We start from the raw sequence: 26,751 nt of genomic DNA, 5'->3' as shown, positions 1-26,751 counted from the left end.
GCGCAGGCTACTCCCCGAGACGCGTGCCCACCTGACTTGCGAGGACCCCTATTTCCGTCGTGGGCAGATCGCATGTGAAACCACGACAGACGTATGCCGCGGGCCTGCCGTCGATCAGGGTTCGATCACGCAGAAGCGGAGTCTGGCTTCCCTCTTCACCAAGGGCGATCACTGCCCCTGGCGCTGTTGCAGCAAGAGCGATCCGACGTAATCCACGGGTTCGTGGATCCTGGGGATCACCAATGATCGCGATCTCCACGGGTCCGTCCAGCAGGGCCGAAACTGCTGCCAATCCCCAACCACAGGCTCGCGGCGCGCGTGGCGCGAGATCACTCACGATCGCCAAGGCGAGCTCAGCGATCTCACGGTATTGGGCAACACCTGTGATCGCGGCGTAGGTCACACAGGCATTCGCGACCGAGAACCAGCCAGAAGGTTCGGCACCGTCTGCTGGATCCCGCGGGCGATTGACCAAGGCTGCCGCATCATCTGACGTATCGAAGAAGCCGCCCTGATCGTCGCGAAAATGCTGGATTGCAACATCGAGCAGCATTCCGGCCAAAGTCAGCCAGGTGTCGTCTCCGCTGACTTGGTATAGCGCGAGAAATCCTTCAGCAACGCCGCCGTAATCGTCGAGCACGCCGTAGTTCTCACCTGCGATGCCATCGCGTGAGGTGCGACTCAAACGATCATCCCCATGCGCCCCCAGGTGAACCGCAAGGAGAAGGTCCGCAGCGCTGTAGGCAGCCTCAACCCATGAGGATTCCTCCAGAAGTGCTCCGGCTTCAGCCAAGGCCGCAATCGCCAGCCCGTTCCAGGAGGCAACCACTTTGTCGTCGCGACCAGGACGCTCGCGCTTGTCTCGATGGGCTCGCAATTGTTCGCGAAGACGCTGCCATCGCTCGCTATCGTCTGGGTCGGAGAGCAACTGCAGAGTCGACGAGTCATGCTCGAAGTTTCCGCTCGTTGTGACATGCAAGAGCTGCGCAACCCACGCTGCGTCGTCCTGGCCAAGCACCGCGTTCAATTCGACTGGCTTCCACACATAGAAGCGGCCTTCTTCGCCTTCGGTATCTGCGTCAAGCGCCGATGCAAAGCCGCCTTCTGGTGTCATCAGTTCATTGATCATGAACTCTGCGGTCTCTCGAACAATGCGTTCAGCGGTGACCGAACCTGTCAGTCGATACCAATGCAGATAGACGCGCAGGAGCAGGGCGTTGTCGTACAGCATCTTCTCGAAGTGAGGTACGGCCCAGGCCGCATCAACTGAGTAACGAGCGAAACCGCCAGCGAGTTGGTCGTACATGCCGCCACGTGCCATTGCGTCAAGGGTGTGCTCGGCCATCAGCAAGGCCTCAGCGTTGTTCGTTCGCGCAGCCTCGCGCAAGAGAAACTCAAGAATCATTGATGGGGGGAACTTCGGCGCCCCACCGAATCCGCCGTAGGCGAGATCGAAGTCAGATCGCAGTCGGGTGACGGCATCGGTCAGCACCTGCGAACCGGGAAACTCCTGTCCAGAGGGCGCAACCCGCTGCTGCAGCGCGCTGACGACGCGGCCAGCAACATCAAGCACATCACTTCGTCGCTGAGTCCACGCCTCATCGAGGGCCGTCAGCACATCAACAAACCCAGGCATCCCACTTCGAGCGTGCCGCGGAAAGTAGGTGCCGGCGAAGAATGGCTGCTGGTCATGGTCAAGGAAGACCGTCATCGGCCAGCCCCCACTGCCAGTCAACGCCAGGGTTGCCTGCATATACACCGCATCAACATCTGGCCTCTCCTCGCGGTCGACTTTGATCGCTACAAATCGATCATTGATGACCTTGGCGACATCGACGTCTTCAAAGGATTCATGCGCCATGACGTGGCACCAGTGGCAGGCCGAGTAGCCCACCGACAGGAACACCGGCACATCGCGACGACGAGCCTCGTCGAATGCCTCAGGTGACCACTCCTGCCAGTCGACCGGATTCTCCGCGTGCTGCTGGAGATAGGGCGAGGTCGCAGCCGCGAGTCTGTTGGGCACCTCATCATCCTCTCGCGGATCACTGGATCCGGCTGAGGCAGTAGGCCCGCGACTGCGGGGATCCTGGGCTAGGACTGTCCTGATGAGCGGGGCGCCTCGTGCATGCAGGCTGGCGGGGACGGGCGCGGTTCCTCGCCGAGGTCGTCCCCCGCACTCAGGAGCGCGGCTGGGACCCCTGCGTGAAGCATCCTCGCCACGAGTCGTTCGTACTCTCGCTGGAACGCGTTCGGGTCGGGCACAGCGCTTCGCCATGAGCCGACCCGCACCTTGTCGGCGGGCATGCGCGTATCGAAGAACGAGCGCATGCGCTCGGCCACACTCAGACCGAGGAAGTCGCTGAGTCGGCCCAGGCTCGCCTCGCGATCGTGGACGACAAGATCCTCCAGTCGCAGGGTCAGCAGGGAGCTGGGAGGCAGGTCTCGGGATCCTTCCCAGGCATGCACCAGGCGATCGCTCCACCACCTCAGTGCCTCGAAGGGCTCGTTTGGTCCCCAGCGCTGCCGGGTGATGGACACGGCGGTGTCCCGTCCGTCGCGGACCATGTGAACAAATCGCGCCTCGGGCAGCAGCCGGGCGATCCGGTCCGCGTTGGCGATGTTCAGCGGTGTGCTGTCGATCCACAGACGCTGCCCGGTGTAGCCATCCTGATGCGCGATGATGCCGAAGACGAGCTCGCGAGCCGCCTGCTCGGCGCCGGAGTGGAAGTCGCGCAGGAAGGTGGCGACGAGGACGTCGAGGTCGGCGCGGTCCACGCTGCGCACGAGGCCGCTCTCGGCCGTGCGGCCGGCGCGACTCCACCACGCACCGTTCATCTGTGCGGTGAACTCCTTGAGGAGCGCTCGCTCGTTCCTCGCCGGAAGCACCCACCGGTGGAGGGTGAAGGTCACGCGCCTGCCCACGCTCGTGGAGCGGGGCGGTCCGTAGCACAACTGCAGCAGCCCGGCCCGGTCGGTGACGAGGCGGATCTCCCGCGGCACGCTCGCGTAGGCATCTGGGTGGCGTCCCAGGAGCGCCGCCACCACGGTCGTGCCGCTCTTTCCCGTCCCCCCAGTGAACACCGGTGTCGGACGCTCACTGGAGCGGTCCGACATGATCACTGCTCGTCCAGCGGAGCTCGCAAGTCGGCACCACTCAACGGCTCTGTCGCGGGCAGCAGCGGGCTCGTCGTCATGGATGCCAGCCTCCAACACCCAGGCACCGCCAACCGCCAGACACGCCCTAGTCGCGCAGGACACCAAGCCATGAAAGATCGTGCGCGAGCAGGGATGTGACTTGGGTCAGCGCGAAGACGAAGACCAGCTCGAAGAAGAGTTGCGTGTGGCTGGCTCACAGACGCATTCGCAGTGCTCAGGCCCTGGGCTTGCGCCAGCCGATGACTGCGGCCGCGATGCCGCAGAGGCCGGCGAGGAGGGGCAGCACGATCTGAATGATGAAGTAGGCGCCGCCCTGGAGGTCAGGCCCCTGGGTTGTCACATAAGCCAAGGCGAACAGTGCGCCCGACAGTGCGAGGAACTCCCATCGAGGCGGTGTGCCGTAGGCAATGGCGAACATGATGATCGATACTGAGCCGATCACCACCGCAGACAGTCCGCCGATGCGACCCGCGTCGGTGAACGGCAGGATGACCTGGCCGATGAGCACCACGGCGGCCATCGAGAGCATGGAAATCTGCAGCAAGACTCTGGGATTGCGCAAGTGGTCCCCCTTCAAGACGTTGGGATGATGCTAGATGGTGAGCTCTGCCCGACCATGCTTCACGACAGTCGTGCCATTTGAAGTCGCCTCGAACGCCACGAGCTGACGGCCATCAGCAGAGACTCCAGCATCGAAAAGATCCACCTGAAGTTGCTGTCGAGGGAAAACCGGCGAGGAGAAGCGACCTGCCAGTCGCGTCAGACGCGAGGGATCACCTTCACCCACCAGCTTCAGCACTGCTCCACTGCACATCGCAAAGGTGCACAGCCCCTGCACGATCTTGCTGGGAAACCCCTCTGCGCGCGCAGCTTCATCATTGATGGCATGGTCATTTCGATCACCGGAAGCTCCGCCATACCTGAAGCCCTGATCAGCGGTGATCTCCATGATCAACGAGTCAATGGGCTTGGACCGAGCAGAATCTGGAAAGAGGTGCTCCGGCGGCGCTTCGCCAAACTCCCCATCCACAGTGGCTCCCACATTCATGCCGGTCCAGTAGTGACGCACCAGAAGCTGGTGGTCAAGATCAAGCACATCAAGCTCAGTAGTGATCGCCACGCCCGCACCCGTCTGCCGAACTGCATAGTGACGGCCGGTGCAAATCACCTTCGAACCCGGCACCACGGGAGCGAAGTAGTGGACGTCATGCATTCCATGCACAGATGCACGCGTTCCAGTGATCGCGCCGCTTGGCACCGCTTGGGACATCGTCGAGCGAAATCCGTTGACCACCAGGGTCGCGGTGAACAGCGGCGACACCACTTCGCCGGTATTGCAAAGAGGGTTCGGGTCATTGCTTGCCAAGGCGTACGCAAGTACGGCATCGGCATCAACGTAGGCCTGATATTCAGCGGTCGGTTCAGTCTGCGAAGTCACAGGCGCACGTTAGTCAATGACTCACTCGCGCATGACGCCTCTGGCAAAGAAGGCACGACATAGGGTCGGTCCATGGCGCTGCCACTTGAGGAGCTGGTGCACCCCACGTGGGTACCAGTGCTCAAAGAAGAGCAGGCGAATCTGACTGCTCTTGGCGAGTTTCTTCGGGAAGAGACCAACGCCGGGCGGCCCTGGCTGCCGGCCGGCTCACAGATACTGCGGGCATTTCGGCAACCCCTGCCGCGGATCAGCGTCTTGATCATGGGACAAGATCCATACCCGACGCTGGGTCACCCGGTCGGTCTTTCATTCAGCGTCGCACCGCAAGTTCAGCCCCTGCCACGCAGCCTCACCAACATCTTCAAGGAGCTCGTCACAGATCTTGGCGTGCCTGCGCCGCGCAATGGCGACTTGAGCCCTTGGAGTGAGCAGGGGGTACTCCTGTTGAATCGGGTGCTGACCGTTCAGGCAGGTGAGTCAGGCAGCCACCGAGGCAAGGGCTGGGAGAGCATCACTGAGGCTGCCATCCGCGGCTTGGTCGCACGCAAGAAGCCTTTGGTTGCCATCTTGTGGGGCCGGGACGCACAGTCACTTGTGTCACTCATGCCAGATGTCCCCATCATTGCCAGTGCACACCCGAGCCCGCTCTCAGCCGAACGAGGATTCTTCGGCTCACGACCATTCAGCCGGGCCAACAGCCTGCTGGAAAGGGCAGGCGGCAAGGCGATTGACTGGGAGCTGCCTAGCTGACGGCAGTTGGCTGCGCGCGTCGCTGAAGATCTTTGTGCACATAGCGCTCGGCAACGAAGGACATGAACGGAATCGTGCCTGCCAAGAGGATCAGCACAGTTCGCCCAATGCTGTAGCGCAGCCTGAAGGCCAGATCCACGCCAACAATCAGGTAGAGGAAGTACGCCCATCCGTGCACAATCCACAAAGCCCCGTACAGCGAGGGCTTTTGATCATTAGAGCTGAAGAAATCTGATAGCGCGTACCCGTCAGCCATCCATTTGATGATGAGCAGGAGCATCCACGTGAAGGCGCTGGCCAGCACCACACCAGTAATCCAGGCCATGATCTTGTAGCGAAGTGCCGCGCCTGGGATTCCCTTCATGGGACGCAAGGCTAGTCAAGCACCGGTTCAGCAGGTTCAGGCGGAGGTGCACCTTCCTCCTCCTTCAGCAATTGTGCGTCCAACCACAACCACCGTAGGTAGACCGCGAGAACGAAGAGCCCGAAGACCCACCACTGGAATGCATAGAAGAAGTTCTGAAAGGGAAATGCCACCTCAGCCGACTGAGGATCAATCGGCACTGGCGTTGGGGCGCCTTGGGATTGCGGTCTCTGCGAGGCAAGAACGATGAAGCCCGATCGAGCCTGTGGACCCCAATTCAGGCTCTGCTGGGAGATCGCCGCGATCTGCCCAACGGAAGTTGCCTCGCCCTTGTAGAAGGACTCATCTGCCTGCAGGACTCCCGTGATACGCACCTGGCCTGGCGGAGGCTGGAGTTCCGATGTCTGTGCAGAGGGCAGCCAGCCGCGCATGACAGCAATCAGACTCCCGTCATCCAGAACAAGCGGCGTGACCACCCACACGCCCGACTTGTCGTTAAAGCCTCTGTGGACGACGATCCGCTGCTGCTCTGCTTGGTAGGTGCCAACTGCTGTAACAGTTCTTCCGACAGTCTCGCTGGTCAAATCTTGACCTAGAGGGTTGAGCCCGTCGACTGCGACGACTTCGGCCAACGCGGCACGCTCAGAGTCCAGAAGATCTTGGGTTCGCTCCCACTGCCAATGACCAAGATAGGCAAAGGCGCCGATCAACAACAGCGCTAACCCTGCGCGAATCAAGAATCGCGGGGTCAGCGCTAAGTGCCAAAGGTCACTCGGTGCGGGCGTTGCCATCAACACTTGGTGGATCAGTGGGGAAATGCTCATCGACTCGCTTGAGTTGACGCTTCATCGACCTGAACAAGAAAAACAAAGCGACGGCGATCAACACGACGAACAGCATCGCGATTGGACCGGCTTTGTCGATGAGGGACCTCATGGCTTCGTCGTTAGCAGCTTCAGTGAGCAGGTACATCAGTCCTCAATCCGGCAAAGAGATCAGTTTCGGGAAGATCCGTTGGTACGAGAGACTTTGCGAGCTGGAATTCCTCCGTAGGCCAAATGCGTGCCTGAACCTCAGTGGGCACAGCAAACCATTGGCTGGACGGATCGACCTGCGTGCGGTGTGCAAGCAGTGCAGCATCACGCTGCGGAAAAAAATCAGCCACGTTCACACTCGTCGTGATGCGATGCGACTCGTCAGGTCGCGATTCCATCCGCTTGATCCAATCGGTGTACTGCGATTCGACACCGGCTTCAATCATCGCCTCGTGCATCGCGTACACGCGACCTCGCGTGAACGTCATGTTGTAGTAGATCTTGGAAACCGTCCAAGGCTCAAGATCACTGTCAAAGCCGGGATCAGCTGCCGCATCCACGGCGGCCATCGTCAGGGTGTGCACGCGGATGTGATCCGGATGCGGATAGCCACCATTCTCGTCATAGGTCGTCACCACCTGAGGTCGGAACTCGCGCAGCAGACGGACCATCGGAACCAGCTCGACCTCGATCGGAAGGTCGGCAAAACAACCCTCGGGAAGCGGTAGCGGCGGGTCAACTTCAGGATCCGGGAATCCCGAGTCCTCATAGCCCAGCCAGGCATGACGAACACCCAGGATTTCTACGGCCTTGGCCATCTCGCGGCGCCGGACCTCTGCCAAGCCGTGCTCCTTGACCTCTTCCTCAGCAGCGTTGTGCAGCAGATCTCCGCGTTCGCCACCAGTGCAGGTCACGACCATGACATCGATGCCCTCAGCCACGTATTTGGCCATCGTGGCCGCGCCCTTGCTCGCTTCATCGTCAGGATGAGCGTGAATTGCCATGAGGCGAAGCGGGAGTTTCACCGGCCTAGTCTCGCAAGTGACATACCGGGCGTTGCGCGCGGCTACCCAAGCCCGAGAATGGGGTCACCATGACCAGCCCTTTCCGCAAGGAGCAACTCTCCCCAGCAATGGTCGAGCGCTACGGGCTCAATCACAAGTCGATCACTGGTCGAATCACCACCTACGCCTTGGCTATTGCCTTCGCGCTGATTCTGGTCTTCGTCGCCATCCAGGTCACCCGGCCGCAGGTCGACTTCAGTCTGCTGACATGGAAGGTCCTGGCGGCCGACCGGGTCGACGTGACGTTCCGGGTGCATGCGGTCGATGACACGCCGATCACCTGCACCCTTCGCGCCCAGGATCAATCCCGCGCAGATGTGGGCTACGCCAGGGTTGACGTGACACCGATTGATGGTTCGGCCACTGTCACTTACCCACTGCGCACAGCTATCGCTGCCTACACCGTTGAAGTGCTTGGCTGCGGAGACAAGCCCGTGCAGGCTCCGCAATTTCCTGAGGGCGTGATCCCTCCAAGTCAGCCTTGGCGCGCCTAACCACTATTGGCTTGCCGCACAAAGCACTAACCTTGCCCGCTATGACTGACCATGCCGTGACTTGGCTTACCCAGGAAGCTCATGACCGCTTGGCGGCTGAGCTCGCCGAGCGCACTGGTCCGACTCGCGTTGAGATCACCAAGCGGATTGAGCTTGCGCGCGAAGAAGGTGACCTCAAGGAGAATGGCGGTTACCACGCTGCCCGTGAAGAGCAGGGCAAGAACGAAGCCCGCGTCCGCCAGCTCAAGCAACTGCTGGAGCACGCCAGGATCGGCGTCCCTGAGTCTGAGGATGACGAAGTTGCGCCAGGCAAGGTCGTCACGATTGTCTTCACCGCTGGTGGCGACGAGGAGATATTCCTGCTGGGATCACGTGAAGAGTCCGCGCACGCGTCGATTGATGTGTACTCACCGACGTCGCCGCTGGGCGCATCTCTGGTAGGCAAGCGGGTAGGCGACTCCGCGTCGTACTCCCTTGCCAATGGCAAGGAGATCACCGTGGAGATTCGCAAGGTCGAGGCGTACATCCACTAGCGCGCGAGCATCGACCGCTCGCCCAGTTCTGCCTGTTGAGACAAGCGCGCGGCATCAGCAGCCCTGCGGCCTGCCTTCGTCGCCGTGCCAAGATCTCCGCGCATCTGCCCCGAGTAGCCCTGCCAACTGCCGCGCGCCTGGCTGGTCTGCTGATGGAATGCCGTGATCTCCGACTCCTTGTCACGCAACACAAGCGCAGCAGCCGACGACTGGACCCCCTCCGAAGTGAAGACCTCTGAGCGGACCTGCTGCAGGCGTTCGCCGATGCGCTCGATGTAGGAGCGATAGAAGGCAACACGGACGGTGTGCGCAGTGTGCGCACGCACCTTGCGCACCGAGCGACCACGCACTCGAGTAACAGCAACGTAGGTGTCACCGCGCCAACTGTCCTGTGCCACCCAACGGTGACCAGAGTTGATCATCTGCACCGCGAGCGAGGTAAACAACGCTTCAACGACATCGACGTCTGAAGGCATTCCATAGGCAATGACGAAGGTCGAGTTCGAGGCGATATCAACTTTCACATCATTTGCCTGCGCCACAGCGATGAACATCGAGATCAGATGCTGATTAGCTCTTTTGCCCTTCTCGCCGATGATGATCGTGCGCGACTGAGGCTGAGTTCGCTCCTGGCGTTTTTCCTTGTGCGCCTGAGCAACGGCGAGGCTGATGCTCGCTGCAGTAGCAAGGGCTTGCGCTTTCATCAGATAGGCCTCGGCTTCATGCTCATTGTCTGTGCGTTCGGCCTTGGCCAGCAGCGCACTGATGCGCTCAATCGACATGCGCGACCGCCAACCCTGCACCGTCATATCCAGCTCGCAGGAGCAACGCGGCCTGCGGCCCAAAGGCAATGTCGGCCACCCGCGTCATCGCCAGTCGAAAACTCGCATCATGCGCTGCCACTTGTGACTTCCACGAAAGATGGTGTGCGACCTCATGCGCCAGCACTGACTCCCGGCAGGCCCAGGCCGATTGCAATGGGATGGCAATCACCCCTGTGGACTCGTAGTGCGCCCGACTCTGACCCTTGCGCGCGCGGATCAGCAACTCCTCACGAGCCGGGTACCAGACAGCACAGGCGGCACTGGACAGCCAGGCATCAGCTGTGCGCTGCAAAGCATTGAGATCCCCAAGGACCCGTTGTCTTGGCAGGGTGAAATTGGAGCCGAAGAAGTCAACTAGGCCTCCTCGATCAAGGGCCTTGGCCCATGCATCCTCAACCGAATAGACCAACTGGCGATCGCTGTCGATCCCCGTCGAAAGCCCTCTGGACGCCACGGGTCGAGGATAGAGTCAACGCCGATGAGTTCTTGGCGCCCGCACCACGTACTGCAACGCTCCCCGTGGCTGCGCGATCTCCCGAGCGAAGTGGTGGTCCTGTCGGCCATTGCTTTCTTTGTCGCGATCGGATTCGGAATCCTGGCTCCGGCCATCCCGGTATTTGCTCGTTCCTTCGGCGTGAATGCTCTGGAAGCAAGTGCCGTCATTTCCGTCATGGCTCTGTCGCGCTTCATGATGTCGCCGGTCTCGGGCATCCTGGCCAATAAATTCGGTGAGCGGCTCATCCTCTCGAGTGGCTTGATCATGGTCTCGGCGACGAGCCTGATGGCCGGCATGAGCGCCAGTTACTGGCAGTTACTGCTCTGGCGTGGCATCTCGGGCATCGGCTCCTCGATGTTCACTGTCTCGGCAATGTCCCTCTTGCTGCGCGTAGCCAAGCCTGACCAACGAGGTCGGGCGGCAAGCGCCTTCCAAGGCGGTTTCCTGCTCGGGGGTGTTGCGGGCCCGGCACTTGGCGGGCTCGTCGTTGCCATTTCGATCCGGGCACCCTTCTTCATCTATGCCGGCAGCCTCGCCGTGGCCTCAGTCGTCAGCATGGTGTTCCTCTCCAAAGCAAAGCTGCAACAACTTGAAGAAGAGGTTTCGGGTGGAGAAGCAGAAGTTGAAGAGTCGCTTCGCGACGCCCTCAGGGATGGCGCCTACCGCGCCGCACTGATGGTCAGCCTCGTCGGAGGCTTCGTCTCATTCGGACTGCGCATCTCGATCGTTCCCTTGTTCATCACCGAAGGACTCGATCGCGGTGCGTCGATGGCCGGCTTCGGCTTCCTGCTGGCCGCAGTTGTGCAAGCAATTCTTCTGATGCCTGCCGGACGGATGGCGGACACCGTGGGCCGCCGCAAGGCCATGCGTATCGGCACGGTCACGCTGTTCATCGGCATGGTGATTCTCACCGCGGCCGACATCCTGGCAAATGGATTCGGTACCGCCAGCCTCATCGGCCCGGCGCTGTTCTTCCTGTCCATGGCTGTCCAAGGGGTCAGTGCGGCATTCCTTGGTTCGGCTCCTGCCGCGGTAGTCGGCGACATCGTCGGCGGACGTCGCGGCGGCATCGTGGTCGCTACCTTCCAGATGACCTCCGACCTAGGGATGATTCTTGGGCCACTGGCCGCCGGCTTCCTGGTAGACAGCCTGGACTACGACTGGGCCTTTGGCGTCGGCGCAGCGCTTTCCCTTGTTGCGGTCGTCGTCATCTGGGTGATGCCAGAGACCCTGGGTCGGGTGCGCACTCCCGCCCAAGTCAATGCCTAGTTCGGCGTACCCTTCCTTCATGTCGAATACAGTTGTGGACAACGCAACGATCTATCTGGCTATGGGCTGCTTTTGGGGGGCCGAAGAGATCTTCTGGCTGCAGGACGGGGTCGTGGACACCAGCGTCGGATACATGGGCGGCGATCGCGTCAGCCCCAGCTACCAGGAGGTCTGCACCGGCCGCACCGGCCACACCGAGACCGTCAGTGTGACCTACGACCTTGCAAAGATCAGCACCCTGGAAATTCTGCAGCAGTTCTGGGAGCGGCACGACCCCACGCAGGGCATGCGTCAGGGCAACGATGTTGGCTCTCAGTACCGAAGTGCAATCTTCACGACCACTGATGAGCAGTTCGAACTGGCCAGGCGAACCCGAGATCTCTACAACGCAGAACTGCTCGCTCGCGGATACGGCGAGATCACCACTGAGATCGCACCAGCGGCCGACTTTGCCTACTACGTCGCAGAGCCGTACCACCAGCGCTATCTCGAGGTGAATCCCAACGGCTACCGCTGCCATTCGATGACCGGTGTTGCGCTTCCAGAGCTCGCCTAGCGTGCAAGGCCATTCGATCTCGGACTCCTACGACACTGAGTTGCGCCGAGTAGTCGATCGACTTCGTTCAATGCCGATCAATCGGCTTGAGGCGTCGCAGTCCATCGTAGAAATGCTCGCCAAAGAACTGCTCGACTGTTCACGAACTCTCGGAAGCCCCGCGCCAGCCACAGTGCCGACGCTCAACACCTGGGCATACGGCGACGTGATTATGGTGCTCGGCACAGACCTGCGAAACGACGCACCTACAGAAGAAGGACTTGTTTCCGGGCTCAATGCGCTGACATTGGCCCGCCAGCAATTGCCTTAGTCGCGACCGGCGAAGATCGCCAGGAAGCGCAGGATCTCCAAGTAGAGCCAGATCAAGGTCACGAGCAGGCCAAAGGCCATTCGCCAGGATTCACGCTCCGGTGCGCCCTGGGCTATGCCCTGCTTGATCGCCTCGAAGTCCAGAACCAAGGTGAGTGACGCCAGAGCCACGCCGATCAGGCACAGCAGCAGGCCCCAGACGCCAACTCCGTAGAAGCCCCAGCCGCCACCGGTGCCAAAGAGCGCGCTGATGAGCGAAGCCAAGGCGATGAACGCATAGCTGACCAGAGCAATCATCATCATCCGCTTGAATTTGCCGGTGACTTTGATGATGCCGGTGCCGTACAGCAGCAGCATCACTGCGAAAGCGGTCATGGTGCCCAGGACTGCCTGTTGGACCAGGCCCTGATAGTTCACTGATTCGGCGTAGGAGTTGTACCAAGTGCTGATGCCGCCAAGGAAGATGCCCTGAACTGCCGCGTAGACAATCACGAGAATCGGAGACACTTCACGCTTGAGGGCATTCGCGAATCCGAGGCCAAGCCCCACGATTGCAGCGATCCACATCAGGTAGGGAGCGGCCTCGAAGGTATTCCAGCCGACCACTGCCATAACAACTGTCACAGCGAAAATGCCAGTCGACTTGATGATGACGTCATTGAGAGTCAGCCGCAGGCCGCCCCCGGCCGTGAGAACGTCAAAAGCCTGATCAGTGCTTGCTCCACCGGCGCCCGTTGCCTGCTTCAAAGCGGAGCGACCTTCGTCGTACGCGAAGCCAGGCTGGTCTGCCTTTTCGTATCGCGAAAGGACCGGGTTGTTCGACTCGTTGAACCTGCTGTTGGTGGCCATGGGTAGACGGTATGTCGGCAGTTTCCCGTTTGCAAATACCCGGCGTCGATCCCTGGCTAGGAAGCTCGCCGCGGAAAATCAGAGCCCGTTCAGTTGCCGCCTTCGATTTCCAGGTTCCTGGCATCGGCAAACTTCGACGCCATTGTGGGATTGCCTTTGGTCAGCTTCTTGATCGTCACATCCTGTGCCTTGTCATTGGCAAGTCGAAGCTGCCGGCTGGTGGCTAGGAGCGACTCCTTGGTCTTCTGCAGGTGATCAATGGACTTGTCGATCTCATCGATCACCGTCTGGAAGTGCCTGGACGCGAGGTCGAAGTTCATGCCAAAGCCGGACTTGAATGTCTCCAACTCGCTCTCGAAGTTCGTGATATCGATGTTCTGCGCCTTCACTAACGCCAGTTCACTCTTGTATTTGACAGAGTTCTGAGCAGCATTGCGAAGCAGCGTGATGATCGGAATGAAGAACTGCGGGCGGACAACGTACATCTTGGGAAAGCGGTGCGAGACATCAACAATGCCCGTGTACAGCTCACTGTCAGGCTCGAGCATTGAGACCAGTACTGCGTACTCGCAGCCCTTCTGGGTTCGATCCTTGTCGAGTTCTTTGAGGAAGTCCTCGTTCTTCTGCTTTGTTGCCGTGCCATCGGACTCGTTCTTCATCTCGAACATGATCGAGACAATCTCGGTACCCGATTCATCGGCCTCGCGGAAGATGTAGTCCCCCTTGCTGCCGGACTTGGAGTCGTTGTCCTTCTCAAAGTACGCACTGGGAAACGCGGTAGCGCGAATGCGGTTGAACTCGGTCTCACAGTGCTGTTCGAGGGTTTCGCCGACCATCTTGGTCGAGAGCCGCGCCTTCAGATCCTTGAGACGCTCAATTTGCTCTTCGCGATCCTTGAGCTGGGTCTCGTACTTGTCCTTGAGTGAGCTTTCGGCCAGTTGCTTCTCGAGCTCGGCCCGCTCCAAGCCACTCCTGAGTTCGTCGCGCTCCTTCTCCACTGCAATGACAGCTTCGGTGATCGCCAATGACTGAGCTGCCTGGACACCGACGAGTTTTGCCTCGGCCAGTGCTAGAGCGGTCTCCCGCTCAATCTTGGCCTGCTCGAGTTCATTTGCCAGCACGTCGCGCTCCTTGGCGACCGCGCCAAGGGCCTCATTGACGGCAAGCTTGAGCGCGATATCTCCAGCGTCGAGCTTGCCTTGAAGCTCCCTGATCTCGGCATCCTTCATTGCCGCGGCCTGCAACAACTCACTGGAGGCCTTGACCTCGGCGAGCTCGAGCGCCCTGACTTTGTCTTGCTCGGCCAACTCGAGGCGCTCATGCAGCTGCAGTTCGAACTCGCTGTCACGGACCTGCTTGACGATGTCGGCATAGCCAGCCTCATCGAGGGTGAATGCCTTGCCGCAGTGGGGGCATCTGATCTCACGCATGATGGCCATCCCCCGAATTCACGACTCCAAGCCTACCCACGGTCCAGCTTGCATCCTCGCTATCGACAGTGCCCCCGATGGGATTTGAACCCATACTGTGCCGGGTTTAAGCCGGGTGTCTCTGCCAGTTGGACTACAGGGGCGTGGGGATGAGCGTATGGGGCGCTCAGGGCACAACCACGCTCAGAGGTTCGCGCCTGGGCCAAGTTGCGCAGTTGATGTGCGCACGACCAGGCGCGTGGGTAAGACGATGGATTCAGCGCGGGTCGGCAACTCAGAATTGAGCTGCACCAGCAGCGCTTCGGCGGCGATGCGACCCATGTCGTGGACGGGTTGTTCAACGGTGGTCAGTTCGAGCAGCTCGGACATGTCGTGCCCATCGACACCAATGAGCGAGATGTCCCGTCCGGGCTGCAGCCCATGACTTCTGAGCGCGCGCATGGCCCCAAATGCCATCTCATCTGACATGCAGAACACTGCCGTTGGTCGTTCGCGCTGCGCGAGGATCGCGGTCATGGCCTGCTCGCCGCCGGTTGAAGTGAAATAGCCGAGGGATTCAAGACTCGGATCGATAGGCAGTTGCGCTTCAGTCATGGCTGAGACGAATCCGAGGTGTCGGTCAAACTCCGCGGTGAATCGCGCCCGGCTCGCGGAACCGGCAATGAGACCGATGCGCCTATGGCCAAGATTGATGAGATGTTGCGTGGCCATCCGGGCTGCATAGACATCGTCGATAGTGACGCTGGGTACATCGTCAACGCTGACGCCGATGAGACTGGTCGGCAGATCGAGCTTGATGACGTCGTGCAGTTGCTGATCCTCAGGCGGCATCGCGATCACCAGCACACCGTCTACTCGTCGGCGCAATCGCGGGGCCGGAGCAAGCCGGTGCTGAGAATCGGGCGCACTGACGGTCATGAGCAGCAGATCGATACCAGCGCCCTGCAGAGTCGATTCCACTCCTGACAGCACGGTGGAGAAGAACCAGCGAGCGATGTGAGGGGTGACCACGGCGACGCTGCCAGTGCGGCCACTTGCCAGCCGTGAGGCGCTTGGTGAGATCACGTAGTCGAGTTCGGCAGCTGCGCGCTCTACCCGAGCGCGTGTCTGCTCATCGACATTGGCCAGGCCACGCAGGGCGCGCGAGACAGTCGCAGTTGAGACTCCGGCGGCCTGTGCGACATCGCGAATGGTGATGCCCATAGGACCTCCTCTCAAGCCATCTAAAGCGATTACACGCGATGGCGGAGTTGAGGTCAAGAACTCACGGATGCCAACCTGTAAACGATGCCATCGAGAATGTCATATTCCGAGACGATCACTGGCCTCGGGCTGATTCGGCGGGCAAGTTCACGCAGGATCAGGGATCCGGCCCCGATGACATCTACTCGCCCGGGATGCATAAAGGGCAGCTCTGATCGATCAGTGCTGTGCATCGAGAGGAACTGCTCGGTCACTGCCTCAATCTGTTCGCGCTGCAGCACTGAGCCGTGAATCACGGCTGGGTCGTATTCGCGCAGACCCATAGCCATCGCCGAGACAGTGGTGACGGTGCCGGCCACACCCACCACTGATCGGGCCTTGTTCAGCGGAACCGTCTGCTCAGCTTCGTTGAAGGCCGCAGCAACATCGGCCTGAACCGCTGCAATCTGATCCGCTGTCGCTGGATCGGAGAGCAGATGCCGCTCGAACATGCGCACACACCCGATATCCACACTCACGGCGGCCCGGATTTCAACATCAGAGTGGTATTCGCCGAGCACGAACTCGGTGGATCCACCGCCGATATCCACGACCAACACTGGAGACTCCAGGTCGGGAAGTCCCCGCACAGCTCCCAGGAAGGAGAGCTCTGCCTCTTCGGTCCCAGATATGACTTCCGGCTCAATGCCCAATCGATCTCGGACTCCGGCGATGAACGCATCTCGGTTGCTCACATCACGGCTTGCTGAAGTAGCAACGAAGCGAACTGCTCGGGCACCGTGGTGCTCGATGAGCTGGCGATACTCATCGCACGCGGCAAAGGTGCGAGCCAAGGCATCGGGTGCGAATTCGCCAGTGCTATCCACGCCCTCGCCCAGGCGAACGATGCGCATCTCACGCACGATCTCGATCAGGGGGCCTTCAGTTGGGACTTCTGCGATGAGCAGGCGGATCGAATTCGTCCCACAGTCGATGGCGGCGACTGCTGAAGTCGCACATGGATTCGTGCGCCACCAACTTCCGACTTCGGCGAGCACCTCGTCGCCCAGCGGGTTGATTCCTGGCCCGGCGGCAAGAGCGTGGGCAGCCAGCACATGCAGACACTTCACGCGATCTGGCATGCCCCCAGCGCTGATGCCGTCGATCTCGGCGACTTCACCGAGTTCGGCCCGACTTGCAAGGTAGTGCTCATGCGCATTTCGGTAGGCCGCGGCGAGTTCTGGATCGTTCTGCAGCCGCGCTTCCATCTCGCGCATCCGGCCTTGACTCTCCAGGGTGCCAATCGCAGATGCCAGCCTGGTACAGGTGAGGTAGTAGGTCGTGGGAAATGGCGTGCCATCGGGCAGGCGAGGAGAGGTGCGCACGACGTCCGGCGCTCCGCAGTCACATCGATGGGCGACACCTGCAAAACCGCGTGCACTGCGTCCCAGTTGTTGAGCAATGAGGCGCAGATCGTCAGAGACCACCCGTGGCCCCTGGCGTCACAGTGATGGATCCGGCTTCAGGAGCTCCGTTGTCAGCCTCCTGCAAGGTGCCCCACATCTTGTCCACCCAAGTGCGATGCGCCGCGGCCTCAGCCAAGGACTCAGCTGCCGGCCGACCATCGGCCCCCAGGGTTGTGTAGCCAATCTCACCGGGCAGAACGAAGTGCAGGCGACGCCGGGCCTCGGCCGCGACGAACGCGGGGTCTGCCCAGCGCTGTTCTTGAATCGTGAGGTCAGCCACTCGCTGCTGCGCTGCCTCGACCTGAGCTCGAAGCGAGGTGATGTCCGCGCGCTGAGCCAGCCAAGTGCGAACTGGCACAGCGAGGGTGAACACAAGGGCACCAAAGACCAGCAGGAGCACTACCGCGCGACCTGTGACAGCGGCACGCCGCTTGGGCGCGAGGAGGGGAGCACTCACGTGATGATGGTCGCACGGTCAGGCAGGTGCACTAGCGAGCGAAACGCGGGAAGGCGAGCGCACCTGCGTAACGCGCAGCATCGTCGAGCTCTTCTTCGATGCGAAGCAGCTGGTTGTACTTGGCCACGCGCTCGGACCGAGCTGGTGCTCCAGTCTTGATCTGACCGCAGTTGGTTGCCACTGCGAGGTCAGCAATAGTCGTGTCCTCAGTCTCACCGGAGCGGTGAGACATCATGCAGCGATAGCCATTTGTCTGCGCAAGGGAGACTGCATCAAGAGTCTCAGTGAGCGTGCCGATCTGATTCACTTTGACGAGCAAGCTGTTTGCGATGTTCTCCTTGATACCGCGCGCAAGACGCTCCGGATTCGTCACGAAGAGATCGTCACCTACGAGTTGCACGCGTGAGCCGATCGCATCGGTGATGTGGCGATAACCAGCCCAATCGTCTTCAGCCAGAGGGTCTTCAATGGACACCAGTGGGAAATCATCAAGCAGAGCTGCGTAGTACTCAGTCATCTGCTCTGCTGTGCGTGAAGCACCTTCAAATTGGTAAGCGCCATTCTCAAAGAACTCGGTGGAGGCGACGTCCAGGGCCAAGCCGATATCGACACCAAGTGTGAGTCCTGTTGCATCAACAGCCTGCGCAATGAGCTCAAGGGCGGCACGGTTATTTGGAAGGTCCGGAGCAAAACCGCCTTCGTCACCAAGCCCGGTGGAGAAGCCTGCCTTCTTCAGCACGCTCTTCAATGAGTGGTAGACCTCAGTGCCCTGGCGTAATGCCTCGCTGAAGGTGGCCGCTCCAATTGGGGCGATCATGAACTCTTGAATGTCCACACCAGTGTCAGCGTGCGCACCGCCATTGAGAATATTCATCATCGGCACGGGCAGCAGGTAGGCGTTGGGTCCGCCTACGTAACGAAACAGTGGCAGGCCCGCAGATTGAGCGGCAGCCTTCGCTGTGGCAAGGGAGACCCCCAGGATCGAGTTTGCCCCCAGACGCGACTTGTTCGGCGTGCCATCCAGATCGAGCATGACCTGATCGATGATTCGCTGATCTGCGGCATCCAGACCCAAGATGGCAGGCGCAATCTCGACTTCGACCGCTTCGACGGCATCAAGCACGCCCTTGCCGCCATAACGTGGGCCACCATCGCGACGCTCGGACGCTTCAAAAGCTCCGGTGGACGCGCCTGAAGGCACGGCCGCTCGGGAGACGGTGTCATCGTCGAGCAGCATCTCGACTTCGATGGTGGGATTGCCTCGTGAATCGAGGATCTCGCGGGCAATTACGGATTCGATGGAAGCCATGCGCGCAGCCTACGGGAGGTCGCAAAGCCTGCTCGTCCGGTGTGCGGCAGTCGCAACTCAGAGCCCGAGCAAGGACCGGACGTGCCGTGGCGCAGGCGAGCCGTAGCTCAGCAGTAGATTGTGCACTTGTTGGTCTGTCCAATCAGGATGCATGACGCGCAGATCAGCGGCCAACTCCTTGACAGCGAAATAGCCAACGAAATAGGTCGGAAGTTGACCGGCCGTCAGCAAGGCACGACGCCATTTGCCTACCGCCTCACCCTCCTCCTGGAAACCTCGCTTCATCATGAGAGCAAGTGCCTCCTCCTCTTCGATGTCATGGGTGTGCACCCGGACATCCAGGATGGCGTTGATCGTCATGCGAGCCTGCATCTTGAGCTGCTGCAAGCGCAGAGCCTGTGCTGATTTTGGGTCATCCAGAGGGCTGTATCCCATTTCAACCATCAGCTCTTCTGAGTAGACGGCCCAGCCCTCAATGAACACGCTGCTTCGTCCGAAGGCACGAATCCGGGCGTTGCGCTCCGCGATGCGCGAATGCGCCAGCTGCAACACATGTCCTGGGAAGGCCTCATGCACGGTGAGGTCGTGCAGCTGCACTCCGTTGTACTCGCGATAGAAGGAGGCAACGCGCTCGCTGCTCCAATCCGCGGGCGCGGGGGCCACGGCAACGAAAGTCGGCAACTGCGTTGCCTCCAAGGGGCCCGGAGAATCGCAGTACGCCACAGCAACGCCGCGATGAATCTCCGGCATCTCAATGACTTTCACGTCGGTCTCAGGCATATCCACGAGCGGCACGACGCCGAGAAATGCGACCGTGCGATCCAGCGCAGCCGACACCTGCGCTAGTACCTGCTCGTTGCTGACCGGGTACCGCTCAGCGATGTCTGCCAGGGCCTTGGCTACAAGGCCGGGAGTGTCGATCGGCTGGCCCTGGTATTCAGCTGCAGCAGCGATGAGTTGTGACTCCACGAGCTCCAGATGCGAGTTGGCTTGCTCAAGGAGAACCGTCGGCTGCGTTGCGTCGTCCAGGCTGTGCCACAACAGGGCTGCGTAGAGATGGGTGCCGAGCCTTGGATCCCGCTGCGCTACCGGCAATTGCGAAGTGAGCCAGTCAATGAAGCTCTGCAGGGCAGCCAGTGCGTCTCGTACTTCAGCGGAGTCAGGGCCGAGTTGTTCGGCGAGTTCGTTCTCCACCAAATGCATAGTGCCTTGGAACTGACCGATTGCAGTTTCGACGTGAATTCTCGGCATCTCATCAAGCTCGAGGCGAGCGTCGTTGAGAAAGCGAGGAATCTGCGAAAGTCGAGAGCGCGCCGAGGCTAAGCGCACTGCAAGAGGGGCAAATTCTCTGGCCAGGAGTAGGTGCAGGCCAGAACCCGGATTCCACACCATGGGATTCCACGTGGTTGCCTTCACCTCGCGAACCTCAAAGATCGATCGAAGAAGCGCTGCACGCAGGATGTCAAGGTCAACATTGTCCGAGTGATCCAACTCAAGATCATCTATGGCGTCGAGCGCCGAAAGATGTTCGACCAAGGCGTCGTGCAAGGCAGCTCGGGCTGCCGATGAGTAGTCCGGCAATTGACCGTCATGGATGTGCTCTCCCATGCCGGTGGCCCTGATGGGCTCAGCGCGCAGCATGTCCGACATCGCCGCACGTGCTACTCGGGCCAAGGCCTCTTTCACGGTGCGAGACCTTCAAGTGCACGCACTTCAGACACCCGGCGTCGCACAGCTCCACGCAGTCCAGACTCGCCGTCCCATCCGCGCATGCGTGCCAATGCAGTGAGTTCAAGGAGCAGATCACCGAGTTGCTCTTCAGAGTGCAGGCTCTGGGCAAGTTCCTCGGCTCGGATGCGCTGCGCGGTGGGCTCGATCTGCGATGCCAGGCCCTTAGTGCGCGCGATGACCTTGCCGGCAAGCAATAGCGCGGGCAGCTGTTGTGGAATGCCGTCCGTAACCGACTCGCGCCCTTTCTCGGCCGCCTTGCGCTCATGCCAGTTCAAATTTGCATCGGCTTGGTCGCCTTCGAGGAACACATGCGGATGCCGCCGTATCAATTTCTCGACAATGCCGCCAGCGACCTCTTCAATCGTCCACGGATCGCTTGGATGCTCTTGCGCAATGCGCGAATGGAACACCACCTGCAGCAGGAGATCACCGAGTTCTTCACGCAAGCCTGCGCGATCCTGCAATTCGATTGCCTCGACCGTCTCGTATGTCTCTTCGACGAGGTACTCGAGCAGCGACTCATGGGTTTGCTCGGCGTCCCAAGGACAACCACCAGGAGAGCGCAGTCGATCCATGATCGCAACGAGTTCAAGCAGTTGGCTTTGCGTCGTCACGAGCCGTCCCCCGTCTGCGTGATAACTGAACTACTGGGCAGGTGCGCTGTTGGGCGTTGCCGTGGGCAATGGGGAAGAGAGTCCTGAGGTCGAACTGCCAATTTGCAGTGTCGATGAATCCCAAGTGCCATAACGCGGATTGACCTGCGGATCCAGCGCATTGCTCTTTGCTATGACGGTTGTGATGAGAGCGGTCGTGGCTTCATCGGCAGTCTGCCCGGGAGCAATCTTGGCAGCGACCGCCTGTGCAAGCAGGGCAAAGCGAATGCGATCGTCGATTCGCTCTGGCGCCACCAACTGTTTCAGGTACGCATCCTTCAGCGCGGCCTCACTGCCAGCTGCCTGAACCTCACTGGCCCGCTCGCGATCGATATCGCCTTGTGTCACGACAACAGCGTTGTCAGCTGCGACCTGCTCAAGCAGGTTCAGGACGATCATCCAGTTCAAGGTCTGATTCACCAGTTCGGAATCTGCCGTATTTGTCGGCTTTCCTTGCGCAAGCAGTACCGCATTGAGTGCCGATTCAAACTGGTCGTTGGAGATGTGCGTGTCGCCGACCACTGCTGCGTCAGCGCCGCTCGATGCGCTCGAACAAGCTGAAACCATGAGCCCAAGTGCCAAGAGAGCCGCGGGGATCAGTGCGCGACGACGTGAGATTGTCATGTGAGGCTCTCCGTTGTTTCTCGGGTTACTGTTGATCAGACGAACCGGGCGTTTGGAACTTCATGGGCAACGTAGCGTGAATGAACTCTGCCACCCAATCAAGCAGATCTGTACCCCGAACCGGCTGTCCACCCACGAGGGCAGTCATCGGCCTGGGTACCACGATCGTATTGACCGCCCCCTTGATCAAAGTGTTCGGGTACAGCCGGGTCAGGCGCATCTGCGCTGACTCTGGAAGTTCCACCGGCTGGAAGCGAATGCCGCTGCCTGCTGCCACGATTTCGTTCAGGCCGGCCCCTCTGGCCAACACCCGCAGCCTGGCCACTGCCAGCAGCGTCTCTACCGGAGCAGGCACTGGTCCGTAACGATCGGTGAGCTCAGCGAAGACTTCGTCGACCGCCTCATTGCTCATGGCATCTGCCAAGCGCTTGTAGGCCTCTAGACGAAGGCGCTCATGCCCGATGTAGTCATGCGGGATGTGCGCTTCGATCGGCAACTCGACCCGCATCTCGGCGTGCTCGACAGCCGCCTCCCCCTTGTACTCGGCCAGGGCCTCGCCCACCAGACGCACGTAGAGGTCAAAGCCGACGTCAGCGATATGCCCGCTCTGCTCGCCGCCGAGCAGATTTCCGGCCCCACGGATCTCAAGGTCCTTCAAGGCGATCTGCATGCCTGAGCCAAGATCGGTGTGCTGGGCGATTGTCGCCAGCCGCTCGTGCGCGGTCTCGGTCATCGGCTTCTCAGGGTTGTACAGGAAGTAGGCATATGCGCGCTCGCGACCGCGACCCACACGCCCGCGCAGTTGATGCAGTTGAGACAGTCCGAACATGTCGGCGCGATCAACGATCAGGGTATTTGCATTGGCGATGTCAATGCCGGACTCCACGATGGTCGTGCAGACGAGCACATCGACCGTGCGTTCCCAGAAGTCGACAATGACGCTCTCCAAAGCCTGCTCCCCCATCTGACCATGCGCTATTGCGATGCGCGCTTCGGGGATCAGGTCACGCAGTCGACTGGCGACGCGCTCGATGGAGTCCACTCTGTTGTGGACGAAGAAGACCTGTCCATCGCGAAGCAACTCTCGGCGAATCGCCGCGGAGATCTGCTTGTCGTCATAGGGACCGACGAAGGTCAGCACCGGATGGCGTTCTTCGGGAGGTGTCTGAATCACCGACATCTCACGAATACCGGTGACAGCCATCTCAAGAGTGCGAGGAATGGGGGTTGCCGACATGGCAAGCACGTCGACATTCGCGCGCAGAGCCTTCAGATGCTCCTTGTGCTCAACGCCGAATCTCTGCTCTTCATCGAGAATGACCAAGCCCAGATCCTTGAACCGCACACCTGGAGTCAGCAGGCGATGGGTGCCGATGACGACGTCAACCGTGCCGTCCTCAACGCCAGCAAGCACGGCCTTTGCCTCCTTGTCAGTGTTGAAGCGCGAAAGGGCCCCCAGCTTGATCGGGAAGGAGCCATAGCGCTCACTGAAGGTCGAGACATGCTGCTGCACAAGCAGGGTCGTGGGTACGAGCACAGCAACTTGCTTTCCGTCCTGCACCGCCTTGAACGCTGCGCGCACAGCGATTTCAGTCTTGCCATAGCCGACGTCGCCACAGATCAAGCGATCCATAGGCACTGCTCGCTCCATGTCAGCCTTGACCTCGTCAATGCACATCAACTGGTCGGGAGTCTCGACATAGGCAAAGGCATCTTCGAGTTCGCGCTGCCATGGAGTGTCCGGACCATAGGCATAGCCCTGCGACGCCTGGCGCGAGGCGTACAGGCGAATGAGCTCGCCAGCGATCTCCTTGACGGCTTTACGCGCCCGCCCCTTGGACTTCTGCCAATCAGCTCCGCCAAGTCGGTGCACGCTTGGCATTTCTCCGCCGACATATTTCGTGACGCCATCGAGCTGATCAGTGGGCACAAACAGCCTGTCGGCCGGCTGACCTCGCTTGCTTGCGGCATATTCGAGTACGAGGTATTCGCGCGTGGCTCCCCCGACATCGCGCTGAACCATTTCAACATATCGGCCGACTCCGTGCTGCTCGTGCACGACGAAGTCACCAGCGACCAAGGTGAGCGGGTCGATGGCCCGGCGTCGACGCGACGGCAGTTTGCGCATGTCCTTGGTCGATGCTCGTTGGCCAACCAGATCACGTTCGGTAAGCACCGTCAGTGCACTCTCGGGCGCTGTGAAGCCGTGCTCAAGGGACCCAACAGTCACCGTCACGATCGACGGAGCCGGAGTAGTGGTGAGTTCGTCAAGAAAGACGCAGGCCACCCCTTCGGTTGCCAAGGATTCGGCGAGGCGCTCTGCAGAGCCGTGTCCCTCGCTGACCAGGACCACAGCCTGTCCGGCTGTAGTCCATTTGCGCATGTCCTCGATGGCTCTGCCGACTTCACCGCGATAGATCTCAATGCCGGAGGCATCAACGCAAATGCCCGCATCCAGATCCAATGACTCATCCATGAACAAGGGCGTCAGTTCGCACCACGGCATTTCACGATGCAGTGCTTGATCACGCACTTGGTCCAGTGAGAAGAAGTTTGAGCCTGAGAGATCGATCGGTGCCTTGTTTCCCACCGTCGCGTTGTGCCACGAGGCGGCTAGGAACTCATCGGCAGTGCGCACCAGATCGTGGGCGCGTGTGCGCACACGTTCAGGATCAATCAGCACAATTGAAGTCGAAGGTGGAAAGAAGGAGATTAAGGGTTCCACTGCATCTGTGAGCACCGGGATCAAGGCTTCCATGCCGTCCACTGGCACCCCCTCGGCAAGCTGGGAGCAGATGTCATGCAGAGATGGGTTGTCCTGCGCCAATTTGGCAGCACGTGCGCGTACGGCTTCGGTGAGCAACAGCTCGCGCACAGGGGGCGCGAACAGCCCATCAGGAGCATTGTCCAGCGATCGCTGATCAGTCACGGTGAAGGAGCGAATCTCCTCGACTGCATCGCCCCAGAATTCAACGCGCAACGGGTGTTCGGCGTTCGGGGGAAAGACATCCAGGATTCCGCCGCGCACAGCTATCTGTCCACGGCGTTCGACAAGATCCATGCGTTCATAGCCGAGTTCGACCAGCCGCCGCACAAGCGCTGTCAGGTCATACTCGTCGCCGACCCGAAGTCGTACTGGATCGACATCACCAAGCCCGCCGGCAATGGGTTGCACCACAGCGCGAATGGAGGCAACGACCACATCGATCGAGCTCAGGAGCGGATCAGAATCGTCTGGATGCGCCAAGCGTCGCAGAATCGCCACGCGACGGCCGATGGTGTCCGATGAGGGCGACATCCGCTCATGCGGCAGAGTTTCCCAAGATGGCAGCACGGCGATCTCGAGACCAGTTGCCAGGCCGCGCACGGTTGCTGCGAGGTCTTCAGCCTCCTGACCAGTCGCGGTGATCACCAGCAGTCGGCGTTGAGCACCAATTGGTTGTGGCGCTGCAAGCAGGGCGGCCAGGATTGGCTGCACGGCACGCGGAGACGCAATGCGCCCGCCTGCGAATGCTTGTTCGCGGACGGCGCGAAATGAGTCTGCTCGCGCAACTGTCTGGAGTAATCCGCTCAGACTCACCCTCGCGATGCCTCCGCGAGCACATCGCGCACGTAGTCAACGATCAACGGATGGCACACAAGCAGATCAGGCACCCATGGCGGCATGTGATTGAACTCGATCTCATCCCCGTTGACGTGTGACGGCACAAAGCCGTAGTGCCGCGCAATGCCATAGGGGGCAGCGACATCCCACTCGTAGAAGCCGGTGTCATGCACATAGATCTCCGCGCGACCCGAGACGAGCTCATTGACCTTCGCGCCAACAGAACCGACATCAAGCAGCTCGACACCGTGTTGATTCAGACCGGCATCCGCCAGAATGCCGCCCAGGCTTGCCAGAGATGCTCCGAGATTGGCGGGCGGACGAGTGCGCGAGGCAACCACACGCACTGGCCGATCAGTGGGGAAGGCCGGTTCGGCAGGAACATCGTCAAGCATTGAACGGGTCAGACCCTGAGCAGGCAGGTCAACCGTGCAGGCGGAGAGTCTCTTCAGTTCGGGCTCCCACAACGCCACATGCACTGCGAAATCAGGTCGACCCTGGCCGTACTCCCATGTGCCATCCAGCGGGTCCACGATCCACAGGCGAGTGGCATCGAGCCGATCAGCATTGTCGGCGCCTTCTTCACTGAGTAAGGCGTCGTCGGGACGATGCTCGCCCAAGGCATCGGCGAGAAGCTCATGGGCGACGCGGTCGCCCTGCTTGCGCAGGGAATTGGCCTGCTCCTTGTCACCGGCATCAAGGGCGCCAAAGGAATCACGAAGTTCGAGAAGGACTTTGCCTGCTCGCTTTGCAATGAGCGTCGAGAGTTCCGCGTCACTGAACTGAGTCATCTCGTCCTCCATTGAATTGATTCTGCGCCTGCTCGACTCCGCGCAAGACGAGTGTCTCCACCGCATCGGCGCAGCGGTCCACAATTTCAGGAATCTGGTCGCGTTCAGTTCCGGCAAAAGGCTTCAGTACAAACTCGGCCGGATCCTGTCGACCCGGAGGACGACCAATCCCAAACCGAACTCGCGCGAACTCTCCAGAACCAAGTGAACTGCGCAGGCTCTTGAGTCCATTGTGCCCGCCATCGCCCCCGCCGAGCTTCAGCCGCACTGAGCCGAGCGGGATATCAAGCTCGTCATGCACGACCACGAGATGCTCAATGTCAATGTCGTAGAAGCTCATCAATGCTTTGACCGGACCGCCGGAGGCATTCATAAATGACCAAGGCTCCACCAGCACAACCCGCTCATCAGAGCCAGGACTGCCGAAACGGCCCTCAAGGACGCTGGCCATGGCCCTCTTATGGCGACTAAGAGTGCCGCGCATACGGGAACTGAGTTCGTCAACGACAAAGAAGCCAGCGTTGTGCCGGGTGTTGGCGTACTCCGGACCAGGATTGCCGAGCCCGACAATCATCCAGGTCATC

The 26,751-nt window shown here is 60.4% G+C and carries 29 protein-coding genes, 1 tRNA gene and 1 pseudogene; 6 read left to right on the top strand and 25 right to left on the bottom strand.

Features of this window, described 5'->3' with window-relative positions:
- Window positions 1-7: 7 nt before the first annotated feature.
- From Q8M73_00995 to Q8M73_00975, 5 genes are all read right to left on the bottom strand, one after another.
- Window positions 8-2,026, bottom strand: a complete 2,019-nt coding sequence (locus Q8M73_00995; GenBank protein ID MDP2287128.1) for a thioredoxin domain-containing protein — start codon at window positions 2,024-2,026, stop codon at window positions 8-10.
- Between the two features lie 68 nt (window positions 2,027-2,094).
- Window positions 2,095-3,261: a sulfotransferase gene (locus Q8M73_00990; GenBank protein ID MDP2287127.1), complete on the bottom strand. Its 1,167-nt coding sequence runs from the start codon at window positions 3,259-3,261 to the stop codon at window positions 2,095-2,097.
- Complete coding sequence (locus Q8M73_00985) at window positions 3,245-3,307, bottom strand: hypothetical protein (protein ID MDP2287126.1); 63 nt, start codon at window positions 3,305-3,307, stop codon at window positions 3,245-3,247. The genes Q8M73_00990 and Q8M73_00985 overlap by 17 nt, the downstream gene beginning before the upstream one ends.
- Window positions 3,308-3,373: 66 nt before the next feature.
- Window positions 3,374-3,721, bottom strand: a complete 348-nt coding sequence (locus Q8M73_00980; protein MDP2287125.1) for a hypothetical protein — start codon at window positions 3,719-3,721, stop codon at window positions 3,374-3,376.
- A 30-nt stretch (window positions 3,722-3,751) separates the two neighbouring features.
- Window positions 3,752-4,597, bottom strand: coding sequence for a MaoC/PaaZ C-terminal domain-containing protein (locus Q8M73_00975; protein ID MDP2287124.1), 846 nt, complete (start codon window positions 4,595-4,597; stop codon window positions 3,752-3,754).
- A 72-nt stretch (window positions 4,598-4,669) separates the two neighbouring features.
- Here Q8M73_00975 and Q8M73_00970 point away from each other — a divergent pair, with 72 nt between their 5' ends.
- Window positions 4,670-5,347 (top strand): uracil-DNA glycosylase, encoded by a 678-nt coding sequence (locus tag Q8M73_00970; protein ID MDP2287123.1) that lies wholly within the window; start codon window positions 4,670-4,672, stop codon window positions 5,345-5,347.
- Here Q8M73_00970 and Q8M73_00965 read toward each other — a convergent pair.
- Genes Q8M73_00965 through mca form a run of 4 tightly spaced genes read right to left on the bottom strand, consistent with a single transcriptional unit; the run spans window position 5,340 to window position 7,551 of the window.
- Window positions 5,340-5,711 carry a DUF3817 domain-containing protein gene (locus Q8M73_00965; protein ID MDP2287122.1) on the bottom strand — a complete coding sequence of 124 codons (372 nt, stop codon included), beginning with the start codon at window positions 5,709-5,711 and terminating at the stop codon, window positions 5,340-5,342. The genes Q8M73_00970 and Q8M73_00965 overlap by 8 nt on opposite strands.
- Before the next feature lie 11 nt (window positions 5,712-5,722).
- A complete protein-coding gene (locus tag Q8M73_00960; protein ID MDP2287121.1) occupies window positions 5,723-6,502 on the bottom strand; it encodes an SURF1 family protein in 780 nt (259 codons plus the stop codon).
- Window positions 6,480-6,647 carry a hypothetical protein gene (locus Q8M73_00955; protein MDP2287120.1) on the bottom strand — a complete coding sequence of 56 codons (168 nt, stop codon included), beginning with the start codon at window positions 6,645-6,647 and terminating at the stop codon, window positions 6,480-6,482. Before Q8M73_00955 ends, Q8M73_00960 begins: the two co-directional genes overlap by 23 nt.
- Before the next feature lie 19 nt (window positions 6,648-6,666).
- The gene (gene mca / locus Q8M73_00950; protein MDP2287119.1) at window positions 6,667-7,551 is read right to left on the bottom strand and encodes a mycothiol conjugate amidase Mca; all 885 of its coding nucleotides are present in this window, start codon (window positions 7,549-7,551) and stop codon (window positions 6,667-6,669) included.
- A 68-nt stretch (window positions 7,552-7,619) separates the two neighbouring features.
- Here mca and Q8M73_00945 point away from each other — a divergent pair, with 68 nt between their 5' ends.
- Entirely contained in the window at window positions 7,620-8,084 is a 465-nt protein-coding gene (locus Q8M73_00945) for a DUF4307 domain-containing protein (protein MDP2287118.1), read from the top strand.
- Window positions 8,085-8,125: 41 nt separating this feature from the next.
- Complete coding sequence (gene greA, locus Q8M73_00940) at window positions 8,126-8,617, top strand: transcription elongation factor GreA (GenBank protein ID MDP2287117.1); 492 nt, start codon at window positions 8,126-8,128, stop codon at window positions 8,615-8,617.
- Here greA and Q8M73_00935 read toward each other — a convergent pair.
- Both Q8M73_00935 and Q8M73_00930 read right to left on the bottom strand, forming a co-directional pair.
- Window positions 8,614-9,399: a DUF2786 domain-containing protein gene (locus tag Q8M73_00935; protein ID MDP2287116.1), complete on the bottom strand. Its 786-nt coding sequence runs from the start codon at window positions 9,397-9,399 to the stop codon at window positions 8,614-8,616. The genes greA and Q8M73_00935 overlap by 4 nt on opposite strands.
- Window positions 9,389-9,895 (bottom strand): TIGR04338 family metallohydrolase, encoded by a 507-nt coding sequence (locus Q8M73_00930; protein MDP2287115.1) that lies wholly within the window; start codon window positions 9,893-9,895, stop codon window positions 9,389-9,391. Before Q8M73_00930 ends, Q8M73_00935 begins: the two co-directional genes overlap by 11 nt.
- Window positions 9,896-9,919: 24 nt before the next feature.
- On the opposite strand from Q8M73_00930, the gene Q8M73_00925 reads away from it, so the two are divergent.
- From Q8M73_00925 to Q8M73_00915, 3 genes are read left to right on the top strand one after another with little or no spacing between them, the layout of a single operon-like run.
- A complete protein-coding gene (locus Q8M73_00925; protein ID MDP2287114.1) occupies window positions 9,920-11,206 on the top strand; it encodes an MFS transporter in 1,287 nt (428 codons plus the stop codon).
- Complete coding sequence (gene msrA / locus Q8M73_00920) at window positions 11,199-11,762, top strand: peptide-methionine (S)-S-oxide reductase MsrA (protein ID MDP2287113.1); 564 nt, start codon at window positions 11,199-11,201, stop codon at window positions 11,760-11,762. The genes Q8M73_00925 and msrA overlap by 8 nt, the downstream gene beginning before the upstream one ends.
- Window position 11,763: 1 nt before the next feature.
- Window positions 11,764-12,072 carry a hypothetical protein gene (locus Q8M73_00915; protein ID MDP2287112.1) on the top strand — a complete coding sequence of 103 codons (309 nt, stop codon included), beginning with the start codon at window positions 11,764-11,766 and terminating at the stop codon, window positions 12,070-12,072.
- Here Q8M73_00915 and Q8M73_00910 read toward each other — a convergent pair.
- The 14 genes and pseudogenes from Q8M73_00910 to pth all read right to left on the bottom strand — a co-directional run bounded on the left by Q8M73_00910 (window position 12,069) and on the right by pth (window position 26,750).
- The gene (locus tag Q8M73_00910) at window positions 12,069-12,920 is read right to left on the bottom strand and encodes a Bax inhibitor-1/YccA family protein (protein ID MDP2287111.1); all 852 of its coding nucleotides are present in this window, start codon (window positions 12,918-12,920) and stop codon (window positions 12,069-12,071) included. The two genes, Q8M73_00915 and Q8M73_00910, sit on opposite strands and share 4 nt — an antisense overlap.
- An 89-nt stretch (window positions 12,921-13,009) precedes the next feature.
- Window positions 13,010-14,350: a DUF2130 domain-containing protein gene (locus tag Q8M73_00905; protein MDP2287110.1), complete on the bottom strand. Its 1,341-nt coding sequence runs from the start codon at window positions 14,348-14,350 to the stop codon at window positions 13,010-13,012.
- A 69-nt stretch (window positions 14,351-14,419) separates the two neighbouring features.
- Window positions 14,420-14,493, bottom strand: a tRNA-Leu gene (locus Q8M73_00900).
- A 40-nt stretch (window positions 14,494-14,533) separates the two neighbouring features.
- A complete protein-coding gene (locus tag Q8M73_00895; GenBank protein ID MDP2287109.1) occupies window positions 14,534-15,553 on the bottom strand; it encodes a LacI family DNA-binding transcriptional regulator in 1,020 nt (339 codons plus the stop codon).
- Between the two features lie 53 nt (window positions 15,554-15,606).
- The gene (locus Q8M73_00890; protein ID MDP2287108.1) at window positions 15,607-16,590 is read right to left on the bottom strand and encodes a Ppx/GppA phosphatase family protein; all 984 of its coding nucleotides are present in this window, start codon (window positions 16,588-16,590) and stop codon (window positions 15,607-15,609) included.
- Between the two features lie 6 nt (window positions 16,591-16,596).
- A pseudogene (locus Q8M73_00885) lies at window positions 16,597-17,019 on the bottom strand (DUF501 domain-containing protein).
- Window positions 17,009-17,455, bottom strand: a complete 447-nt coding sequence (locus tag Q8M73_00880) for a septum formation initiator family protein (protein ID MDP2287107.1) — start codon at window positions 17,453-17,455, stop codon at window positions 17,009-17,011. The pseudogene Q8M73_00885 and the gene Q8M73_00880 overlap by 11 nt, the downstream one beginning before the upstream one ends.
- A gap of 31 nt (window positions 17,456-17,486) precedes the next feature.
- Window positions 17,487-18,764: a phosphopyruvate hydratase gene (gene eno, locus Q8M73_00875; protein ID MDP2287106.1), complete on the bottom strand. Its 1,278-nt coding sequence runs from the start codon at window positions 18,762-18,764 to the stop codon at window positions 17,487-17,489.
- A gap of 57 nt (window positions 18,765-18,821) precedes the next feature.
- Window positions 18,822-20,450: a DUF885 domain-containing protein gene (locus Q8M73_00870; GenBank protein MDP2287105.1), complete on the bottom strand. Its 1,629-nt coding sequence runs from the start codon at window positions 20,448-20,450 to the stop codon at window positions 18,822-18,824.
- Window positions 20,447-21,109, bottom strand: coding sequence for a MazG family protein (locus tag Q8M73_00865; GenBank protein MDP2287104.1), 663 nt, complete (start codon window positions 21,107-21,109; stop codon window positions 20,447-20,449). The genes Q8M73_00870 and Q8M73_00865 overlap by 4 nt, the downstream gene beginning before the upstream one ends.
- Before the next feature lie 30 nt (window positions 21,110-21,139).
- Window positions 21,140-21,772, bottom strand: a complete 633-nt coding sequence (locus Q8M73_00860) for a SurA N-terminal domain-containing protein (GenBank protein ID MDP2287103.1) — start codon at window positions 21,770-21,772, stop codon at window positions 21,140-21,142.
- A 25-nt stretch (window positions 21,773-21,797) separates the two neighbouring features.
- On the bottom strand, window positions 21,798-25,352 hold the full coding sequence (gene mfd, locus Q8M73_00855) for a transcription-repair coupling factor (GenBank protein ID MDP2287102.1): 3,555 nt from the start codon (window positions 25,350-25,352) through the stop codon (window positions 21,798-21,800).
- Window positions 25,349-26,167 (bottom strand): inositol monophosphatase family protein, encoded by an 819-nt coding sequence (locus Q8M73_00850; protein MDP2287101.1) that lies wholly within the window; start codon window positions 26,165-26,167, stop codon window positions 25,349-25,351. The genes mfd and Q8M73_00850 overlap by 4 nt, the downstream gene beginning before the upstream one ends.
- The gene (gene pth, locus Q8M73_00845; protein MDP2287100.1) at window positions 26,151-26,750 is read right to left on the bottom strand and encodes an aminoacyl-tRNA hydrolase; all 600 of its coding nucleotides are present in this window, start codon (window positions 26,748-26,750) and stop codon (window positions 26,151-26,153) included. Before pth ends, Q8M73_00850 begins: the two co-directional genes overlap by 17 nt.
- Between the last annotated feature and the right edge of the window lies 1 nt (window position 26,751).

The sequence above is a fragment of the Actinomycetota bacterium genome (genome assembly GCA_030684515.1).
GTDB lineage: Bacteria > Actinomycetota > Actinomycetes > S36-B12 > S36-B12 > UBA11398.
This window is presented reverse-complemented; position numbering and strand designations above follow the sequence as displayed.

Coding starts and splice junctions, on each gene's coding strand:
- Q8M73_00955 (MDP2287120.1), bottom strand. CDS start 6,647: ATGAGGTCCCTCATCGACAAAGCCGGTCCAATCGCGATGCTGTTCGTC.
- Q8M73_00910 (MDP2287111.1), bottom strand. CDS start 12,920: ATGGCCACCAACAGCAGGTTCAACGAGTCGAACAACCCGGTCCTTTCG.
- msrA (MDP2287113.1), top strand. CDS start 11,199: ATGCCTAGTTCGGCGTACCCTTCCTTCATGTCGAATACAGTTGTGGAC.
- Q8M73_00860 (MDP2287103.1), bottom strand. CDS start 21,772: ATGACAATCTCACGTCGTCGCGCACTGATCCCCGCGGCTCTCTTGGCA.
- eno (MDP2287106.1), bottom strand. CDS start 18,764: ATGGCTTCCATCGAATCCGTAATTGCCCGCGAGATCCTCGATTCACGA.
- Q8M73_00895 (MDP2287109.1), bottom strand. CDS start 15,553: ATGGGCATCACCATTCGCGATGTCGCACAGGCCGCCGGAGTCTCAACT.
- Q8M73_00965 (MDP2287122.1), bottom strand. CDS start 5,711: ATGAAGGGAATCCCAGGCGCGGCACTTCGCTACAAGATCATGGCCTGG.
- Q8M73_00905 (MDP2287110.1), bottom strand. CDS start 14,350: ATGCGTGAGATCAGATGCCCCCACTGCGGCAAGGCATTCACCCTCGAT.
- Q8M73_00945 (MDP2287118.1), top strand. CDS start 7,620: ATGACCAGCCCTTTCCGCAAGGAGCAACTCTCCCCAGCAATGGTCGAG.
- Q8M73_00925 (MDP2287114.1), top strand. CDS start 9,920: ATGAGTTCTTGGCGCCCGCACCACGTACTGCAACGCTCCCCGTGGCTG.
- Q8M73_00970 (MDP2287123.1), top strand. CDS start 4,670: ATGGCGCTGCCACTTGAGGAGCTGGTGCACCCCACGTGGGTACCAGTG.
- Q8M73_00850 (MDP2287101.1), bottom strand. CDS start 26,167: ATGACTCAGTTCAGTGACGCGGAACTCTCGACGCTCATTGCAAAGCGA.
- greA (MDP2287117.1), top strand. CDS start 8,126: ATGACTGACCATGCCGTGACTTGGCTTACCCAGGAAGCTCATGACCGC.
- Q8M73_00935 (MDP2287116.1), bottom strand. CDS start 9,399: ATGTCGATTGAGCGCATCAGTGCGCTGCTGGCCAAGGCCGAACGCACA.
- Q8M73_00960 (MDP2287121.1), bottom strand. CDS start 6,502: ATGGCAACGCCCGCACCGAGTGACCTTTGGCACTTAGCGCTGACCCCG.
- pth (MDP2287100.1), bottom strand. CDS start 26,750: ATGACCTGGATGATTGTCGGGCTCGGCAATCCTGGTCCGGAGTACGCC.